Annotated in this window: 16 protein-coding genes; 14 read left to right on the top strand and 2 right to left on the bottom strand. The window is 63.8% G+C overall.

Annotated features, from left to right (window positions below):
- Positions 1-6: 6 nt before the first annotated feature.
- Together C1H69_RS18350 and C1H69_RS23665 are read right to left on the bottom strand one after the other, a co-directional pair.
- The gene (locus C1H69_RS18350) at positions 7-2,034 is read right to left on the bottom strand and encodes a TonB-dependent receptor plug domain-containing protein (RefSeq protein WP_102654817.1); all 2,028 of its coding nucleotides are present in this window, start codon (positions 2,032-2,034) and stop codon (positions 7-9) included.
- 298 nt (positions 2,035-2,332) lie between these two features.
- Positions 2,333-2,653, bottom strand: coding sequence for a hypothetical protein (locus C1H69_RS23665; protein WP_165789524.1), 321 nt, complete (start codon positions 2,651-2,653; stop codon positions 2,333-2,335).
- Between C1H69_RS23665 and C1H69_RS18345 the strand changes: the two genes are divergently transcribed.
- The 14 genes from C1H69_RS18345 to C1H69_RS18280 all read left to right on the top strand — a co-directional run bounded on the left by C1H69_RS18345 (position 2,646) and on the right by C1H69_RS18280 (position 17,051).
- Positions 2,646-4,223, top strand: coding sequence for an ABC transporter substrate-binding protein (locus C1H69_RS18345; protein WP_240609999.1), 1,578 nt, complete (start codon positions 2,646-2,648; stop codon positions 4,221-4,223). The genes C1H69_RS23665 and C1H69_RS18345 overlap by 8 nt on opposite strands.
- Positions 4,224-4,340: 117 nt before the next feature.
- A complete protein-coding gene (locus C1H69_RS18340; RefSeq protein ID WP_240609998.1) occupies positions 4,341-5,291 on the top strand; it encodes an ABC transporter permease in 951 nt (316 codons plus the stop codon).
- Positions 5,292-5,312: 21 nt separating this feature from the next.
- A complete protein-coding gene (locus C1H69_RS18335; RefSeq protein ID WP_240609997.1) occupies positions 5,313-6,206 on the top strand; it encodes an ABC transporter permease in 894 nt (297 codons plus the stop codon).
- Positions 6,203-7,300, top strand: coding sequence for an ABC transporter ATP-binding protein (locus tag C1H69_RS18330; RefSeq protein ID WP_240609996.1), 1,098 nt, complete (start codon positions 6,203-6,205; stop codon positions 7,298-7,300). The genes C1H69_RS18335 and C1H69_RS18330 overlap by 4 nt, the downstream gene beginning before the upstream one ends.
- Positions 7,297-8,304 carry an ABC transporter ATP-binding protein gene (locus C1H69_RS18325; RefSeq protein ID WP_102654814.1) on the top strand — a complete coding sequence of 336 codons (1,008 nt, stop codon included), beginning with the start codon at positions 7,297-7,299 and terminating at the stop codon, positions 8,302-8,304. The genes C1H69_RS18330 and C1H69_RS18325 overlap by 4 nt, the downstream gene beginning before the upstream one ends.
- On the top strand, positions 8,304-9,029 hold the full coding sequence (locus C1H69_RS18320) for a GntR family transcriptional regulator (RefSeq protein WP_102654813.1): 726 nt from the start codon (positions 8,304-8,306) through the stop codon (positions 9,027-9,029). Before C1H69_RS18325 ends, C1H69_RS18320 begins: the two co-directional genes overlap by 1 nt.
- A gap of 66 nt (positions 9,030-9,095) precedes the next feature.
- Positions 9,096-9,776: an aspartate/glutamate racemase family protein gene (locus tag C1H69_RS18315; RefSeq protein ID WP_102654812.1), complete on the top strand. Its 681-nt coding sequence runs from the start codon at positions 9,096-9,098 to the stop codon at positions 9,774-9,776.
- Between the two features lie 290 nt (positions 9,777-10,066).
- Entirely contained in the window at positions 10,067-10,894 is an 828-nt protein-coding gene (locus C1H69_RS18310; RefSeq protein WP_422666911.1) for a transporter substrate-binding domain-containing protein, read from the top strand.
- 9 nt (positions 10,895-10,903) lie between these two features.
- On the top strand, positions 10,904-11,581 hold the full coding sequence (locus C1H69_RS18305; protein ID WP_102654811.1) for an amino acid ABC transporter permease: 678 nt from the start codon (positions 10,904-10,906) through the stop codon (positions 11,579-11,581).
- Positions 11,578-12,234 carry an amino acid ABC transporter permease gene (locus C1H69_RS18300; RefSeq protein WP_102654810.1) on the top strand — a complete coding sequence of 219 codons (657 nt, stop codon included), beginning with the start codon at positions 11,578-11,580 and terminating at the stop codon, positions 12,232-12,234. Before C1H69_RS18305 ends, C1H69_RS18300 begins: the two co-directional genes overlap by 4 nt.
- Positions 12,215-12,943, top strand: coding sequence for an amino acid ABC transporter ATP-binding protein (locus tag C1H69_RS18295; RefSeq protein WP_102654809.1), 729 nt, complete (start codon positions 12,215-12,217; stop codon positions 12,941-12,943). The genes C1H69_RS18300 and C1H69_RS18295 overlap by 20 nt, the downstream gene beginning before the upstream one ends.
- 249 nt (positions 12,944-13,192) lie before the next feature.
- Positions 13,193-14,968, top strand: a complete 1,776-nt coding sequence (gcl, locus tag C1H69_RS18290; RefSeq protein ID WP_102654808.1) for a glyoxylate carboligase — start codon at positions 13,193-13,195, stop codon at positions 14,966-14,968.
- Positions 14,969-15,176: 208 nt separating this feature from the next.
- Positions 15,177-15,956 carry a hydroxypyruvate isomerase gene (gene hyi / locus C1H69_RS18285; protein ID WP_102654807.1) on the top strand — a complete coding sequence of 260 codons (780 nt, stop codon included), beginning with the start codon at positions 15,177-15,179 and terminating at the stop codon, positions 15,954-15,956.
- Between the two features lie 210 nt (positions 15,957-16,166).
- A complete protein-coding gene (locus C1H69_RS18280) occupies positions 16,167-17,051 on the top strand; it encodes a 2-hydroxy-3-oxopropionate reductase (RefSeq protein ID WP_102654806.1) in 885 nt (294 codons plus the stop codon).
- Positions 17,052-17,243 lie beyond the last annotated feature (192 nt).

The following is a 17,243-nucleotide window of genomic DNA, read 5'->3' as shown; positions in this document are numbered from 1 at the left end:
CGCTCTTTACAATGGCAGGTGGAAGCCGACGGAGAAGTGGCGTCCGGGCTCGGGATATCCCTCCGTGTATTCATAGAGCTCATCGGTCAGGTTGTGTATGCCGCCTTCGAGGCGCAGTGCGTTATCGAAGGTGTAGCTCGCCTTGATGCCGTAAACGGCGAAGCCATCGACCTCCAGCCCATCGGAGGAGGAGTAGCGGTCCGACGCCGCATCCACGTGGCCGGTGACGCGCCAGGCGTCGTGATTCCAGGTGGCGGCGGCGAAGAGCTTGTGGCTGGGGGTGCCGGTCGGCTTGATATCGGGGTCGCTGGTGTTTTTCCGATCCAGCCAGGTGTAGATGCCGTTCAGCTCCCAGTTGCCGAGGTGGCCCTGAACGCCCAGTTCCACGCCCTGCATGCGGGATTCGCCGATATTCTGCATCTGGGTGCAGTCGGGGCTGGGGTTGGTACAGGCCGAGGGAGAGACGGTCACCGACTGGATGCTGTCGGAAATCTCGCTGTAAAAGAGCGCTGAGCTCAGTTGCCAGTTGGATGCCAGGGGCGTGTCGTAGCCTACCTCGTAGTGATCGGCGTACTCGGTCGCCAGGTCCGGGTTGGGTATGGCCCTGCCGAAACGGTAGGAGTAACGATCCCTGATGTTGGCGAAACGGCTCTTGCGGGCATAACTGGCACGCCACAAGCCTTCGCCCGATTGCCAGGTGACGCCCAACTGTCCATTGACCGCGGTGTTCGATCCCTTCTCCTCCTCCATCGGCACGCCGTTGACGACATTGGTGGCCTCCCGGGCCTCGCGACTGGCCCAGGCCAGGCCGGCGATCAGCGTCAGGTCGTCGGAGAGCTGTTGCGTGCCTTCCGCGGCCAGGTAGTGGGTGCGGTCCTGGTAACGGCTGCGAGGGCTGTCGTCGTCCTGGGAACGGTGGATGTCGTCCTTGAAGTGATAGGCCAACTGCAGGCGGGTATCGTCGCCGAGGTCGAAGTCGCCCTGGGTGGAGAAGCCGTAGGTGTAGTCGTCGTAGCGGCTGGGATAGCCCGGTTGCAGCGTATCCGAGCGCACGCCATCCTCGTACCCGTAATCGAGCAGGGTGTTCTGATAGGTGTCGTAGTAGACGCGCGTCAGTAGTTTATGGCTGCCCAGTTGGGTGGTGGTGGCGAGAAAGGTGCTGGTCTTGTCCCACTCCGGCCACTCCCACCAGCGCCGGGTGGCGTTGGTGAATGGCTGAGAGCCGGCGTAAACGGGTTGGCCCTTTTCGCCTTGCTGGCGCAGATGACCGAAGACGTACTCGTCGGTGGCATTGGGGGTGTAACCCACCCTGAGGTTCAGCTTGCTGTCCTCGCTGTGGCTGTTTTCGCGCCTGCCGCCATCTTCCTGGATGTTATTGGCGGTGAAGCCGTCCGGCAGCCGGAAATGGTCGGTCTTCAGCCAGGATGCCCCGACCTGCAACCACCAGTCATCCTGGCGGGTACCCAGGTTGGTGTAGAGGCGATAGCGATTGACGTCCGCCCGCGAGTCCAGCCCGAAGCCACCGCCGACCTCTCCCTCGAAGGTCTCGGTCGGTCGCTTCGATACCAGGTTGATGGCGCCGCCCAGGGCATTGGGGCCATAAAGCAGCGAGGAGAAGCCCTTGGCGACTTCTATCTGAGCCAGGTCATGGGTCGTGAAGCGTCCCAGGTCGACGAAGCCGTCGTAGGGCACGTAGGCGGGAATGCCATCGATGTAGATGGGTACCTGCACCCGGTCGAAGCCACGCACATGGACCATCTGTTCGCCACGCCCACCGACGTAGCCGCGGCTGACACCGGGAGCCAGTTCCAGCGCCTCGGCCAGGGTTTCCCGGTCGTGCAGGCGCAGGGTGTCGCTGTCGATGATGCTGGTGCCGGTGTCCAGTGTGGTCTGCTCGGGTGCCAGGATACGGATGGTGCCCAGTTGAAACACGCCATCATCCGCCAGGCCGATACCCGGGCACGACAGCAATACGCCGGTCAGTGCGACGTGGCGAAACCAGGGGCTGCCCGGAGGGCAATTGCTGGATGTCATGCTGTTGTTCCCTTGCTGATTTTAGTTGTTTTTTTATATAGCGAAACTCATGCCATTTTTTAACTATTTGATTTAAATGTATTATTTGTAGCAATTGTGGGAATTTTGTTATATATATTACACTATAGTTCGTAGTGTTCACGACAACCTGACAGGGTGTCGAGGAGAATGCTCTGAGCTTCCCGAGGGGGCGGGAAGCGGTTCCCGGTGGGTAGGCTGTCGTGGCAATTCGAATTGGCCCTTGCACCCAGGCGCTGTCGTGGTGCCAGGCACACTCTGGTTGAATCATGTTGGTGCGTTAGGGTGCCGCTAGCGTTTCCTGATTCCACGGATGGCGCGGCTCATGTCGCGCGCCTTCCTTGGCGGCGGCTTGTTTTGCCTCGGTGTAACTAATTGTTGTATACGCTTTTTGTTCATTTTGTATTTTATGGTTGTGAGTGTTGTCCGCTTTTTCCTCCATCATGCCGCTTTTATGGCCCCTCTCTTGCATGAGGCATTGAACAGCCCAGCGCCGATTATTCGCTTGGCTGGCCAAACCAAGAGGGAAGGGCTCAATAATGGTATACAAAAATGCTACGCAAACATGGCGCCGAACGGGTAAGGCTGTCGCCTTGTCCATAGGGCTTGCCGCACTGGTGGTGCCCGCTATCGCCAAGGCCGAACAGACATTGCGCATCGCGATGACGGCGTCGGACATTCCACTGACCACCGGCCAGCCCGACAGTGGCTTCGAGGGGTATCGGTTTCTCGGCTACACGATCTACGACGCCCTGATCAACTGGGACCTGTCGTCGGCCGACGAGGTCAGTGGTCTGACACCGGGGCTGGCGGAGTCCTGGGAGGTCGACGAGGAGAATCCGCGGGAGTGGACCTTCGTGCTGCGCGAGGACGTGACGTTCCATGATGGCAGCGAATGGAACGCCGACGCGGCGATCTGGAACCTGGACAAGATCTACGACGAGGACTCGCCGCAGTTCGACGCACGCCAGGCGGGCAACGTGCGTGGGCGCATCCCCACCATGGACCAGTACGAGAAGGTCGATGACCACACCATTCTCTTCACCACCAGCGAGCCGGACGCCTGGTTCCCCTACCAGTTGACCTTCCTGCTGTTCTCCAGCCCCGCGCAGTGGGAAGCGCTGGATGGCGACTGGGACGAGTTCGCGCGTCAGCCCTCCGGCACCGGGCCGTTCAAGCTGACGCGGCTGGTCCCGCGCGAACGCGCGGAACTGGTACCCAATGCCGATTACTGGGACGAGCAGCGCATTCCCCAGGTGGACCGTGTGGTGTTGATCCCGATGCCGGAGTCCAGCTCGCGCACCTCGGCGCTGCTGTCCGATCAGGTGGACTGGATCGAAACGCCGGCCGCCGATGCGATTCCACGCATGGAGTCGCAGGGCATGACGATTACCAGCAATCCCTACCCGCATACCTGGCCTTATCAGTTCTCGATGCTGGAGGGCAGCCCGTGGCGCGACATCAACGTACGCAAGGCGGCCAACCTGGCGGTGGACCGTGAAGGGCTGCAAGCGCTGCTGGGCGGCATGATGGCGCCGGCGGTGGGTACCGTCACTCCCGACCACCCCTGGTTCGGCGAGCCTGAGTTCGAGATCCGCTACGACCCGGAAGAGGCGCTACGCCTGCTGGAGGAGAGCGGCTACGGCCCGGACAACCCGGTGCAGGCCCGCGCGCTGATCTCCACCTCGGGTTCCGGCCAGATGCAGCCGCTGGCGATGAACGAGTACATCCAGCAGAGCCTGGCGGAGGTCGGCATCGAACTGGAGTTCGAGGTGCTCGACTGGGAGTCACTGTTCCCCAACTGGCGGCGTGGTGCCGACCATCAGACCAGCCGTGGTGCCCACTCCACCAATATCACCTTCGCCTGGCTCGACCCGTTCAACGGCTTCTACCGCTTCATGCACTCCAGCCTGGCGCCGCCCAATGGCTTCAACTGGGGCTATGTAGACGATCCCGAGTATGACCGCCTGCTCGACGAGGCCAGGGTGACGTTCGACCAGGAGGCCCAGGACGCCATCCTGGCGGAGTTCCACGCCAAGATGGTGGATGACGCCGCCTGGCTGTGGGTGGCCCACGATGTGGGGCCGCGCGCCATGCACCCCAGGGTCAAGGGGTTCGTGCAGTCTCAGAACTGGTTCCAGGATCTCACGCCGGTTTATATCGAAGAGTGAGGGAGGCGCCGATTTATTCAGCGTTTCCTGAACCGGACGATCGACGTCTGAATCGGGGTACGGCATCGCGACTGGCTGGCAAGAGTCGCGGTGCCGACGACCCATGGAGCGTGCATCGTGTCATATTTCCTGAAGCGGATACTCTACGTCATCCCCGTCACCCTGGCGGTCGGGCTCTTCTGCTTCTCGCTGGTACATCTCTCCCCCGGCGATCCGATGGACGCCGTGGTATCGGCGGACGCGCCATCCGAGGTGGTGCAGATGGTCCAGCGCGCCTACGGCTTCGACCGGCCCCTGCCCGAGCAATTCGGGCGCTGGGTGCTGCGTGCCGTGCAGGGTGACCTGGGGCTATCGGCGGCCAATGGCCGTTCGGTCGCCACGGAGGTGTTCAGCGCCTTGAAGAACACCCTGCTGTTGACGGTGGCCGCGTCGCTGATCGGCTTCACGCTGGGTTGCCTGTTCGGCACCCTGGCCGGCTACTGGCAAGGCTCGCTGCTGGATCGGCTGGTCACCGGCCTGGCCGTCGGCAGTGTGAGCATCCCGCACTACTGGCTCGGCATGCTGCTGGTGATCGTGTTCTCGGTGGAGTTGAACTGGTTGCCGTCGTCCGGCGCCGGCCCCGGCAGCTCCGGCGACTGGGCCTTCGAATGGGCCTACCTGCGCCACCTGATTCTGCCGGCGATCACGCTATCGGTGATCCCCATGGGCCTGGTGACGCGCACCGTGCGGGCCGTCGTCGCCGAGGTGCTGGCCAACGAGTTCGTCGAGGCGCTGCGCGCCAAGGGACTGGCGGGCACGCGGGTGTTCCTGCATGTGGTGAAGAACGTGGCGCCCACCGCGCTGGCGGTGATGGGGCTGGAACTGGGCTATCTGATCGGCGGCTCGATCCTGGTCGAGACGGTCTTCTCGTGGCCAGGCACCGGCCTGCTGCTCAACAACGCCATCTTTCAGCGTGACCTGCCTGTGCTGCAGGGCACCATCCTGGTGCTGGCGATCTTCTTCGTCATGCTGAACCTCATCGTCGACTTGCTGCAGGCGCAGCTCGACCCACGCATCAAGCGTGGCTGACACATGAAGGAGGTCAAGGTCATGGCAGACACCATGCAGGTCACTCCAGGTGCCGCCGGGACGCTGCCGGTGGCGCCCGTCAAGGGGTATTGGCATTCGGTGTGGGGGCGCTTGCGCCGTGATCCGGTGGCCATGGTGGCCGGTCTCGTGCTGCTGGCGATCGTGCTGATGGCGATCTTCGCCCCCTGGCTCGCCCCGGCCAGCCCCTACAGCACCAGCATGCTGACCCGCCTGCAGCCGATCGGTACGCCGGGCTTCCCGCTGGGCACCGACGAACTGGGGCGCGATGTGCTGTCGCGGCTGATCCACGGTGCGCGGCTATCGCTGCTGATCGGCGTCATGCCGGTGGTCAATGCCTTTTTCATCGGCAGCATGATCGGTATCGTCGCCGGTTTCGTCGGCGGGCGCACCAATACCGCGATCATGCGGGTGATCGATGTGTTCTATGCCTTTCCCGCCGTGCTGCTGGCGGTGGCCCTGGCCGGGGCACTGGGCTCGGGGCTGGTCAACTCGCTGTTTTCGCTGACGGTGGTGTTCATTCCGCCGATCGCGCGGGTCGCCGAAAGCGTGACCACCAAGGTACGCAGCGTCGACTACATCGAAGCGGCACGGGCCAGCGGCGCGGGCAGCCTGACCATCATCCACCGGCATGTGCTGGGCAACGTGCTGGGGCCGGTGTTCGTCTATGCCACCTCGCTGATCAGCGTCAGCATGATCCTGGCCTCGGGGCTCTCCTTCCTGGGGTTGGGCGCGCGCCCGCCGACACCGGAATGGGGGCTGATGCTCAACACCATGCGCGATGCCATCTACGTCAATCCCTGGGTCACGGTGTTGCCGGGATTGATGATCTTCACGGTATCGATCTGTTTCAACATGCTCAGCGACGGGCTGCGCTCGGCCATGGATGTCAAATGATGAATACGGCGAATCACCTGACCGATGACCCCGCCGTCCGGCTCGATCCGACCCGCGATCGTGGCGGCAAGGCCCAGCCCCTGCTCAGCGTACGGGGATTGCGCAAGCACTTCATTCTCAAGCGCGACGGTTGGGGAAAGCCCGCTTCCAGGGTGCATGCGGTGGATGGCGTCGACTTCGACGTCCACAAGGGCGAAACCCTGGGCATCGTCGGCGAGTCGGGATGCGGAAAGTCGACCACGGCGCGGTTGCTGATGCACCTGCTGGCACCGGATGCCGGCGAGGTGATCTTCGATGGCGACCCGGTGGGCGGCCTCGGTGGCCTGTCGCTGCGCGAGATGCGCCGTCAGATGCAGATGGTGTTCCAGAACTCCTACTCCTCGCTCAATCCGCGCATGAGTGTCGAGGAGTCCATCGCCTTCGGCCCGCAGGTGCATGGCCTCGGCCGGCGCGAATCGCGGCAGCGTGCGCGGCGCCTGCTCGATCAGGTCGGGCTGTCGCCGGCGCTGTTCGCCAACCGTTATCCCCATGAACTGTCCGGCGGTCAGCGCCAGCGGGTCAATATCGCCCGTGCCCTGGCGCTGGAGCCGCGCCTGCTGATCCTCGACGAGGCGGTCTCGGCACTGGACAAGTCGGTCGAGGCACAGGTGCTCAACCTGCTCGTGGATCTCAAGCGCGAGTATGGCCTGACTTACCTGTTCATTTCCCACGATCTCAACGTGGTGCGCTATATCAGCGACCGCGTCATGGTCATGTACCTGGGCAAGGTCGCCGAGATGGGCGACACCGAGGCGCTCTATCGCGCCCCCGCACACCCCTATACCCGTGCGCTGATGTCGGCCATGCCCTCCATGGACCCCAACCGGCGTACCGAACGGGCACCGCTGGTCGGCGATCCGCCCAACCCCATCGACCTGCCGCCCGGCTGCCGCTTCTGCCCGCGTTGCCCGCTGGTGGTGGATGAGTGCCATCGCCGGGAGCCGGATCTCATGGCGCTCGGCGATGGCGCGCACTCGGCGGCCTGCCTGCGGGCCGCCGAGGTCAGCGGCCTCGACGACGCATCGCTGGCGACGTCCCAGGAGGAATCCCCATGAATCATCCCGCCGTCGCTGGCCGCGACGAGGCCAACGCGCCGCAACGTCTGGTCGATATTGCGGACCTGCATGTCGGTTTCCAGTCTCCCGAGCGTTACGTGCACGCCGTCAATGGCGTCGACCTGACGCTGGAACGCGGTGAAATTCTCACCATCCTGGGCGAGAGCGGCTCGGGAAAGAGCGTCACGCTGCGTACGCTGATGCGGCTGCTGCCAGAAAAGCGCGCCCATCTGCGCGGGCGCGTCAACGTCGATGGCCGCGACGTGCTGGCCATGTCACGTCGCGAGCTCTCCCGCTACCGGGGGCGCAGCGTGGCGATGATCTTCCAGGAGCCGATGCTCTCCTTCGACCCGGTGTTCCGTATCGGCGACCAGATCGCCGAGACGGTGCGCCGTCACGAGGGCGTCAGCCATGCGCAAGGGCTGGCTCGCGCCCTGGAGCTGTTCGAGATGGTGCGCATTCCCTCCGCCAAGCGGCGCCTGGGCAACTATCCTCACGAGCTTTCCGGCGGCATGAGCCAGCGCGCGATGATCGCCCTGGCGCTGTCGTGCCGCCCCAAGCTGCTGCTGGCCGACGAGCCGACCACCGCGCTGGATGCCACGGTGCAGATCCAGATCCTGCTGCTGCTCAAGGAGCTGCAACGCGAACTCGGCATGTCGATCATCTTCGTGACCCACGACGTGGGCGTGGCCAACGAGGTGTCCGACCGTATCGTCGTGATGTACGCCGGTCGCATCGTGGAGTCGGGCAGCGTCGGCGAGATCATCGGCCGCCCGAGTCACCCCTATACCATCGGCCTGATGGCATCGCGTGCCTCCGGCGAGCAGCGGGGGCAGCGCTTGAACGCGATTCCCGGCGCGCCGCCGGACCTTTCGTTACTGCCATCGGGATGCGCCTTCGCCCCCCGTTGCCCGCGGGCCGTCGACACGTGCCGCGAGACGCTGCCCGCGGCGCGCGAGGTGAGCGTCAGCCACTGGGCGGCCTGCCATCGGCTGGAAGCGTGATGACGAAGGAAGTTGCCAAGGCGTCCACGGCCAAGCGACAGGGCAAGAACGGTGACGGTGCGCAACGCCATGAAGCGATCCACCGGATGATCAGCGACGCCATCATCGAACAGCGTCTCAAGCCCGGTGCGCGGCTGCGCGAGGATGCGCTGTCCGAGGTGTTCGGTGTCAGCCGCACCGGGATTCGCAATATCCTGCAGCGCCTGGCACTGGAGCAGATGGTCACTCTGACACCGCGCCGCGGAGCCCGCGTCACGCGGCCCACCGTGGCCGAAGCCAAGGATGTCTTCGCGGCCCGCCGGCTGGTCGAGTGTGGCTTGATGCCCGCCACGGCGCGCAGGACGACGGTGGCGGAGGCCGCTGCGTTGCATGACATGGCCAAACGCGAACGCGAGGCGCTGCGCGCCGGCGCGCAGAGCACCGCCATCAAGCTTTCGGCGGCCTTTCATGAACGCCTGGCTCAGCTCTCGGGCAACGCCACCCTGGCCGAGTTCGTCGGCCGGCTGTGCTCGCGCTCGTCGCTGATTCTCGCCGTCTATGGCAGTACTGGCCACCTGGGCTGCGAGTCCCACGATCATGAAGCGCTGATTCGTTTCCTCGAAGAGGGTAACGGCGAGCGTGCGGCGGCCTTCATGGACCGGCATCTCAAGGCCATCGAAGCATCGCTGTCGATCGTCGAGGAGGAGGATGGGGCGCCGGACCTGCACAGTATCTTCGGGCGTTGAATCCTCTCGCGTCGAGAACCGATCGAGTGACCCGGACGCCATACCATCGCTATCAAGGAGGCGCGCATGCGTTTACTGCTGCTCAATGGCAATGCCAATACGGCCATGACGGAGCAAATGGCGGCCAAGGCCGGGCAGTCGCTGGGGGCGGGCGTCGAGGTGGTGGCTGACACAGCCGTCGACAGCGTGGGCTATATCGCCTCGCGACGGGACTGCGCGCTGTCCGCGGCTGCCGTGGTAGCGCTTGCCGAGCGGCATCTGGCACGCGACCCCCGCGGTTTCGATGCCATTCTGCTGGCCTGCTTCGGCGAGCCGGGCATCAGTGCGGTGCGCGAGATCAGCCCGGTGCCGGTGGTCGGCATGCTCGAGGCCTCGGTGCTCAGCGCCATGCAACTCGGTGGTAGGTTCTCGATCATCACCCCCGGTCGCCGCTGGCCGTGGATGATCGAGGACATGCTCAACGACCTCGGTGTATCGCGGCACTGCCGGGGCATCGACGCCATCGCGATCGATGATCTGACGCTGCCGGCGCAGCGCGATGTCGCGCGCCAGCGCCTGGTGGACACTCTGGGTGAACAGCAGACGCGCCTGGCCCCGGAGGTGGTCATCGTGGGGGGCGCCGCCTTCGCGGGGTTGGCGAAGGAACTGGACATCGCCAGTCAGTGCCGGGTGATCGACTGCCTGGATGCCGCCCTCGCCCAGGCCCAGGCGTTGATGCGGCTGACCGCTGGCGTGAAACATGGCTGAGGGCTTGCACGTGAACCGGGCACGCAGAGATGCCTCTTTCTTCACTTCGAGCGCCATGATAGTGCGCGGCTTGGCCGCGCAACACCATTTGAGCGCCAGGCAAGGGCGCATCAGGACACATGGTCATGTGCGAGGAGGCTCCTGGCCGACCAGTGAGTTGGCTGAATGGAATAACTTTCTGGTTGGCGCGTTTTTTGCCTGAGAATGAAACGAAGATTTCTCACATGATGCTTTTGGGACATGCGTGCCAAAAGTGCCTGTATGCAAGCACAACACCGAGGAAAGCAGCGATGCAATACGTAAACCGTGGGCTCAAGGGGTGGAAAGGTGCGCTAGGCGTCGGTGTCATGGCATTGGCGATGCTGGCGTCCGTCATGGTCAGCGAACCGGCACAGGCCGATACGCTGGCCGAAATCGAACAGCGTGGCACCCTGCGTGTCGCCGTGCCCCAGGATTTCCCGCCATTCGGCTCGGTGGGCACCACCATGCAGCCGCGTGGCTATGACATCGACATGGCGCAATACCTGGCCGACGAGATGGGAGTCGAGCTGGAGCTGGTGACGGTGACCAGCGCCAACCGCATCCCGTACCTGCAGACTCGCCAGGTCGATCTGGTGATCTCCAGCCTGGGCAAGAACCCGGAGCGCGAGGCGGCGATCGATTTCTCCGATGCCTACGCACCGTTCTTCCTGGGGGTGTTCGGTACCAGCCAGGACGAGCCGCTCGAAGCAGCGGAAGAGCTCGACGGCAAGACCATCGGCGTGACCCGGGGCGCGGTCGAGGACATGGAATTGACCGAAATCGCGCCACAAGGGACGAGAATCCAGCGCTTCGAGGACAATGCCACGACCATCTCCGCCTTCCTCTCCGGCCAGGTGAACTACATCGCCACCGGCAACTTGGTCGCCGCCGAGATCGCCGAGCGCAATAGCCAGCGTGCCCCCGAACTGATCTATCAGCTCATGGATTCTCCCTGCCACATCGGGATGAACAAGGGCGAGCCGGCCCTGATGGAGAAGGTCAACGAACTCATCGCCCAAGCCCTGCAGGATGGCACGCTAGAAGGGATGTCGCAGGAGTGGTTCCACACCGGATTGCCCGAAAACTTCGGGTCATGAGGCCGGTATATGGGGATATCTCTGGACTTCATGGCGCTTTCGCCATACCTCGGTGAGCTGTTGAGAGGATTGTTCACCACGGTCGTATTGACCATGGTGACCACGCTCGCCGGCCTGATGCTGGCCATCGTCGTCGCCTATCTCCGGCTGAATGCGGCCGCTTGGGTAGGCATGGCCCTGGGCGGTTACGTCGAGTTGATACGCAATACCCCTTTCATCGTTCAGCTTTTCTTCATTTTCTTCGGCTTGCCGGCATTGGGTATCCGGATCGACGCCATCACGGCGGCGTTCCTGGCCATGACGCTGAACCTGGCGGCGTATTCCGCGGAAATCCTGCGCGCCGGTATCGAGTCGACGGCTCGTGGGCAACTGGAAGCGGCTCGTGCCCTGGGCATGTCGTCACTGCAGAGCTATCGCCATGTGGTGTTGATTCCCGCCTTCTCGCGTATCTATCCCGCGCTGATCAGCCAATGCATCATCGTCATGCTCGGCTCGGCGGTGGTCTCGCAGATTTCGGTGTACGACCTTACCTACGCGGCCAACTTCATCCAATCGCGTAATTTCCGAAGCTTCGAGGCGTACCTGCTGGTTACTCTCATCTACCTGTTGCTGGCGATCGGCATGCGGCAGACCTTCCTGCTGGCCGGACGCAGGCTCTTCGCCTATCGGCAGGGGGAACATGCATGATCGACTTCACCTTGTGGGATATCGTCCGAAACCTCCTGCTGGCGGCGCGCTGGACAGTGGTACTGTCGCTGATCGCCTTCGTCGGCGGTGCGACGTTGGGCTTCGTGTTGACCGTGCTGCGCCTGTCGGGAACGAAGTGGCTCAGGTATCCGATCAATATCTATGTGGATATCTTTCAGGGTACGCCACTATTGATGCAGATGTTCCTGGCCTTCTTCGGTGCGGCGGCGCTGGGTTTCAATGTCTCAGCGTGGGCGGCCGCCTCGGTCGCCCTGATCCTGTTCACCAGCGCCTTTCTCTGCGATATCTGGCGGGGGTGTGTCGAGGCGGTTCCGAAGGGGCAGTGGCAGGCCTCCCGCGTGCTGGGGATGAACTATCTGGAAACGATGCGCCATGTGATCCTGCCCCAGGCGTTGCGCCTCTCGGTGCCGCCAACGGTGGGCTTTTCGGTGCAGGTGATCAAGGGCACGGCACTGGCATCGGTGATCGGCTTCGTCGAACTGACCAGGGCCGGCACCATGCTCAACAACGCGACCTTCGCGCCCTTCACCATCTTCGCGCTCGTGGCACTGTTCTACTTCGCCCTGTGCTACCCGCTTTCATGCTATTCGCGCCATCTGGAGAGACAACTATATGACGCTGGTTTGCGTTAAGGATCTGCACAAGTCCTTTGGTGAGCTGGAGGTTCTCAAGGGGGTGGATCTCGATGTCGCATCAGGCGAAGTCGTGGCCATCATCGGGCGCAGCGGCTCCGGGAAAAGCACCCTGCTACGCTGCCTGAACCAGCTCGAACAGCACGATGGCGGTACCATCGAGATAGCCGGGCAGCATCTCGACGCCGGCGCCATGACGCCCAACGATTTGAGCCGGAACGTCGGCATGGTCTTTCAGAGCTTCAACCTTTTCCCGCACAAGACGGTGGGCGACAACGTCATGCTGGCGCCCACTGTCGTGCGGGGCGTCGACAAGACGGTCGCCGAGCGGTTGGCCAGGGAAGTGCTCGACAAGGTCGGCATGCTGGAGAAGTTCGATGCCTACCCCGCACAGCTTTCCGGTGGCCAGCAGCAGCGGGTGGCCATCGCCCGGGCCCTGGCCATGAACCCCAAGGTCCTGCTTTGTGACGAGGTGACCTCGGCTCTGGACCCGGAACTGGTGGGTGAGGTGCTGCGTGTGCTGGAGGCGTTGGCCAAGGAGGGCATGACACTGATCCTGGTCACTCACGAGATGAAGTTCGCCCATGATGTCGCCGACCGGGTCGTCTTCATGCACCAGGGGAGGATTCACGAGCAGGGGCCGCCCCGGACGCTTTTCGAGCACCCCGAAACGTCGGAGTTGAAACAATTCATCTCCGCTATTCTGTAGGCGTTCCTGGGGGAGGCACGTTTGTGGAGATGCAACACAGCCATCGAGTCCTCCCCGGCTGACCTTCTGTTGCGGCTTCTGGCGAGCCAATAACGACCCAGGTGACTGACATTGCCTGGGTCGTTTTCTGTTCGAAAAAATATATGAAAATATTTTCCATGAAATCTTGACGCCTTGGGACGCCAAGCCTAGTCTCCATATACAGAAATATTTTCCAAAAAATAAAAACCTCTCACTGGAGGATGCATCATGGCTCGCATGACCGCAGCAGAAGCCGCCGTTCACGTGCTCAGGAAGGAAGGCGTCGACGTTGCCTTCGGTGTTCCCGGCGCCGCCATCAATCCCTTCTATGCCGCCATGCGCAAGGTCGGCGGCATCGATCACCTGCTGGCCCGGCACGTGGAGGGCGCCTCGCACATGGCCGAGGGTTACACCCGGACCAGGGCCGGTAACATCGGGGTCTGTATCGGGACATCCGGCCCCGCCGGTACCGATATGATCACCGGCCTCTACTCGGCTACCGCCGATTCGATTCCCATCCTGTGCATTACCGGCCAGGCGCCCCGCGCCAAGCTGCACAAGGAGGATTTCCAGGCGGTGGATATCCAGGCCATTGCCGGTCCGGTCACCAAGTGGGCCGTTACCGTGCTGGAGCCGGCCCAGGTGCCGCGCGCCTTCCAGCAGGCCTTCCAACTGATGCGCTCCTCGCGCCCCGGTCCGGTCCTGATCGACCTGCCCATCGACGTGCAGATGAGCGAGATCGAGTTCGACCCCGATACCTACGAGCCGCTGCCGGCCTACAAGCCCGGCGCTTCGCGTGCCCAGGTCGAGAAGGCCATTGCGATGCTCAATGAATCGGAGCGGCCGCTGCTCGTCGCCGGCGGGGGGATCATCAACGCCGATGCCAGCGATCTGCTGACAGAATTCGCCGAGCTGACCGGTGTGCCGGTGATCCCGACGCTGATGGGGTGGGGCACCATCCCGGACGACCACCCGCTGATGGCCGGCATGGTGGGGCTGCAGACCTCTCATCGTTACGGCAACGCGACCCTGCTGGCGTCCGACTTCGTGTTGGGTATCGGCAACCGCTGGGCGAATCGCCACACGGGCAATATCGAGACCTATACTCGCGGGCGCAAATTCGTCCACGTGGATATCGAGCCGACCCAGATCGGGCGTATCTTCGGCCCCGACTACGGCATCGTCTCCGATGCCAAGGCGGCACTGGCCCTGTTCATCGAGGTGGCCAGGGAATGGAAGGAAGCCGGCAGGCTGAAGGATCGCAGCGAGTGGGCCGAAGCATGCCAGGAACGCAAGCGCACGCTGCTGCGCAAGACGCATTTCGACGACGTGCCGGTCAAGCCGCAGCGGGTCTACGAGGAGATGAACAGGGTCTTCGGCAGGAACACCCGCTATGTCAGCACCATCGGCCTGTCGCAGATCGCCGGCGCCCAGTTCCTTCACACCTACCAGCCACGGCATTGGATCAACTGCGGCCAGGCGGGTCCTCTGGGCTGGACGATCCCGGCGGCACTGGGCGTTTGCCGTGCCGATCCGGACGCCCAGGTGGTCGCGCTCTCCGGTGACTACGATTTCCAGTTCATGGTCGAGGAACTGGCGGTCGGAGCGCAGTTCCGGCTGCCCTATATCCACGTGCTGGTGAACAACTCCTACCTGGGCTTGATCCGCCAGGCCCAGCGCGGCTTCGACATGGACTACTGCGTGCAGCTCTCCTTCGAGAACATCAACTGTCCGGAGATCAACGATTACGGCGTCGATCACGTCTCGGTGGTCGAGGGGCTCGGCTGCAAGGCGCTGCGTGTCACCCGGCCCGACGAGATCGCCCCCGCCTTCACGAGGGCCCGCGAGCTGATGGCCGAGCATCGCGTGCCGGTGGTGGTCGAGATCATCCTGGAACGGGTGACCAACATTGCCATGGGCACCGACCTCGACGCCATCAACGAGTTCGAGGCGCTGGCCGACGAGGGGGCGGATGCGCCCACTTCGATCACTCAGCTCACCTAGGAAAACGCCGCGGGATTACACCGTTTCGATTGATTGGCAGGCCGCGCCGAGGGGCACCGGGGACAGGACGTAGAGGAGGTCCTTCGCCATGGATGGCGAAGGTAGCGCCCAGGGATGGGTTCACAGCGCCTCCTCGCAGTCCTATCGCCGGGGCAGCCCCGTCTGACAGCACAGCGCGAGTCCTGGCCACGACCCAAGGAGTCAAACCATGCCCAAGTTTGCCGCCAACCTCAGCATGCTGTTCACCGAGGAGGATTTCCTCGACCGCTTCAAGGCCGCCGCCGACGCCGGCTTCAAGGGCGTCGAGTACCTCTTTCCCTACGACTACCCGGCCACTGAACTCAAGGCGCGCCTCGACGAGCACGACCTCACCCAGGTGCTGCACAACCTGCCGGCCGGTGACTGGGGCGCCGGTGAGCGTGGCATCGCCTGCCATCCGGACCGGGTGGAGGAGTTTCGCGCCGGGGTCGAGCAAGCCATCGACTACGCCACGGTGCTGGGCTGCAAGCAGGTCAACTGCCTGGCCGGCATCCAGCCGCAAGGCGTGAGCGAGGATCAGGCGCGGCGCACCCTGGTGGAGAACCTGCGCTATGCCGCCGAGACGCTCGAGGCCGCCGGCATCCTGCTGCTGGCCGAGCCGATCAACACCCGCGACATCCCCGGTTTCTTCCTCAACCGCACCGAACAGGCGCTGGCGATCTTCGACGAGGTGGGCAGCGACAACCTCAAGCTGCAGTACGACATCTATCATATGCAGATCATGGAAGGAGACCTGGCGCCCACCATCGAGAAGCACCTGGAACGCATCGCCCACGTGCAACTGGCCGACAACCCGGGGCGCCACGAGCCCGGCACCGGCGAGATCCACTACCCCTTCCTGTTCGACCATCTCGACCGGCTGGGCTACAGCGGTTGGATCGGCTGCGAGTACAAGCCGGCCACGACGACGAAAGAGGGGCTGGGCTGGCTGGATCGGGCGCTGAACTGAGCAGCAGGCCACGGTACTGGGCGCGGGGGCGTCGGCGACCGGTCTGCGAGGAGGCGCTGTGAACCCATCCCTGGGCGCTACTTTTGCCATCCATTGGCAAAAGACCTCCTCTGCGACCGGTCCCCGCCGCCCGCCCGGATACCAACGAGCAATTGCTTCCGGAGTGGTTGCTTAGGCGACATCAATAACAAGCCAGACAGGAGACATATCATGAGCAAGATCGGTTTCATTGGCCTCGGCATCATGGGTCGCCCCATGGCGGGGCATCTGCTGGATGCCGGCCACGAACTCGTTACCGTCAAGCGCGGCACCCTCGACGCCACCCTGGCCGAGAAGGGCGCCAAGGTGGCCGCCGACCCGAAGGCGGTGGCCGAGGCTTCCGACGTCATCATCACCATGGTGCCGGACACCCCGGACGTCGAAACGGTGCTGTTCGGCGAGAATGGCATCGTCGAGGGGCTCAGGCCCGGTACCCTGGTGATCGACATGAGCTCGATCGCGCCCATCGCCACCCAGGGTTTCGCCAAGCGCATCCACGAGGCCGGGGGGGAGTATGTCGATGCGCCGGTCTCCGGCGGCGAAGGGGGAGCCATCAATGCGGCCCTGACCATCATGGTGGGTGCGACCGAGGAGGGCTTCGAGCGGGCCCGGCCGATCCTCGAGGTGATGGGCAAGACCATTACCCATATCGGCGGTCACGGTGCCGGGCAGACCTGCAAGGTGGCCAACCAGATCGTGGTGGCCCTGACCATCGAAGCGGTGGCCGAGGGCCTGCTGTTCGCCTCGAAGGCCGGTGCCGACGTGGCCAAGGTGCGTGAATCGCTGCTCGGGGGCCTCGCCCAGTCGAAGATCCTCGACGTGCACGGCGAACGCATGATCAAGCGTACCTTCGACCCGGGGTTCCGCATTCGCCTGCACCAGAAGGACCTCAACCTGGCCCTGGAGGGCGCGCGTAGCCTGAACCTGTCGCTGCCGGGCACGGCCAACGCCCAGCAGCTGTTCCAGGCCTGCGCCGCCCATGGCGGGGCCGATTGGGATCACGCCGGCATCCTGCGTGCCCTGGAGGCGCTGGCGGATCACGAGATCGGTCGCTAGAAAAGCGGTTCCCTGGGGAAGTTCAGCCTATTGAAACTTCCCTTGAGGCGGGCGTCGGGTCGTCGCCCGCCTGGCCACGCGTTTGTGGCCTTTGGCCCGGTGGCGGGGCTCCGGCTGAAAGCCGCTCGCCGTCGGGCTTTTTTTACCCTCTCCCTGCTGCTACCGTCGAACGGGTATCGGCCCCGCTGCGAG

The organism is Billgrantia endophytica, assembly GCF_002879615.1.
In the GTDB taxonomy this organism is placed as follows: Bacteria; Pseudomonadota; Gammaproteobacteria; order Pseudomonadales; family Halomonadaceae; genus Halomonas; species Halomonas endophytica.
The sequence above is the reverse complement of the archived record's forward strand: the minus strand, read 5'-3'. Positions and strand labels throughout refer to the sequence as shown.

Bases quoted from the DNA above. Each gene is read 5' to 3' on its own strand.
- C1H69_RS18310 (WP_422666911.1), top strand. From the start codon at position 10,067: ATGCAATACGTAAACCGTGGGCTCAAGGGGTGGAAAGGTGCGCTAGGC.
- C1H69_RS18295 (WP_102654809.1), top strand. From the start codon at position 12,215: ATGACGCTGGTTTGCGTTAAGGATCTGCACAAGTCCTTTGGTGAGCTG.
- C1H69_RS18350 (WP_102654817.1), bottom strand. From the start codon at position 2,034: ATGACATCCAGCAATTGCCCTCCGGGCAGCCCCTGGTTTCGCCACGTC.
- gcl (WP_102654808.1), top strand. From the start codon at position 13,193: ATGGCTCGCATGACCGCAGCAGAAGCCGCCGTTCACGTGCTCAGGAAG.
- hyi (WP_102654807.1), top strand. From the start codon at position 15,177: ATGCCCAAGTTTGCCGCCAACCTCAGCATGCTGTTCACCGAGGAGGAT.
- C1H69_RS18325 (WP_102654814.1), top strand. From the start codon at position 7,297: ATGAATCATCCCGCCGTCGCTGGCCGCGACGAGGCCAACGCGCCGCAA.
- C1H69_RS18330 (WP_240609996.1), top strand. From the start codon at position 6,203: ATGATGAATACGGCGAATCACCTGACCGATGACCCCGCCGTCCGGCTC.
- C1H69_RS18320 (WP_102654813.1), top strand. From the start codon at position 8,304: ATGACGAAGGAAGTTGCCAAGGCGTCCACGGCCAAGCGACAGGGCAAG.
- C1H69_RS18280 (WP_102654806.1), top strand. From the start codon at position 16,167: ATGAGCAAGATCGGTTTCATTGGCCTCGGCATCATGGGTCGCCCCATG.
- C1H69_RS18300 (WP_102654810.1), top strand. From the start codon at position 11,578: ATGATCGACTTCACCTTGTGGGATATCGTCCGAAACCTCCTGCTGGCG.
- C1H69_RS18315 (WP_102654812.1), top strand. From the start codon at position 9,096: ATGCGTTTACTGCTGCTCAATGGCAATGCCAATACGGCCATGACGGAG.
- C1H69_RS18305 (WP_102654811.1), top strand. From the start codon at position 10,904: ATGGGGATATCTCTGGACTTCATGGCGCTTTCGCCATACCTCGGTGAG.
- C1H69_RS18335 (WP_240609997.1), top strand. From the start codon at position 5,313: ATGGCAGACACCATGCAGGTCACTCCAGGTGCCGCCGGGACGCTGCCG.
- C1H69_RS23665 (WP_165789524.1), bottom strand. From the start codon at position 2,653: ATGGACAAGGCGACAGCCTTACCCGTTCGGCGCCATGTTTGCGTAGCA.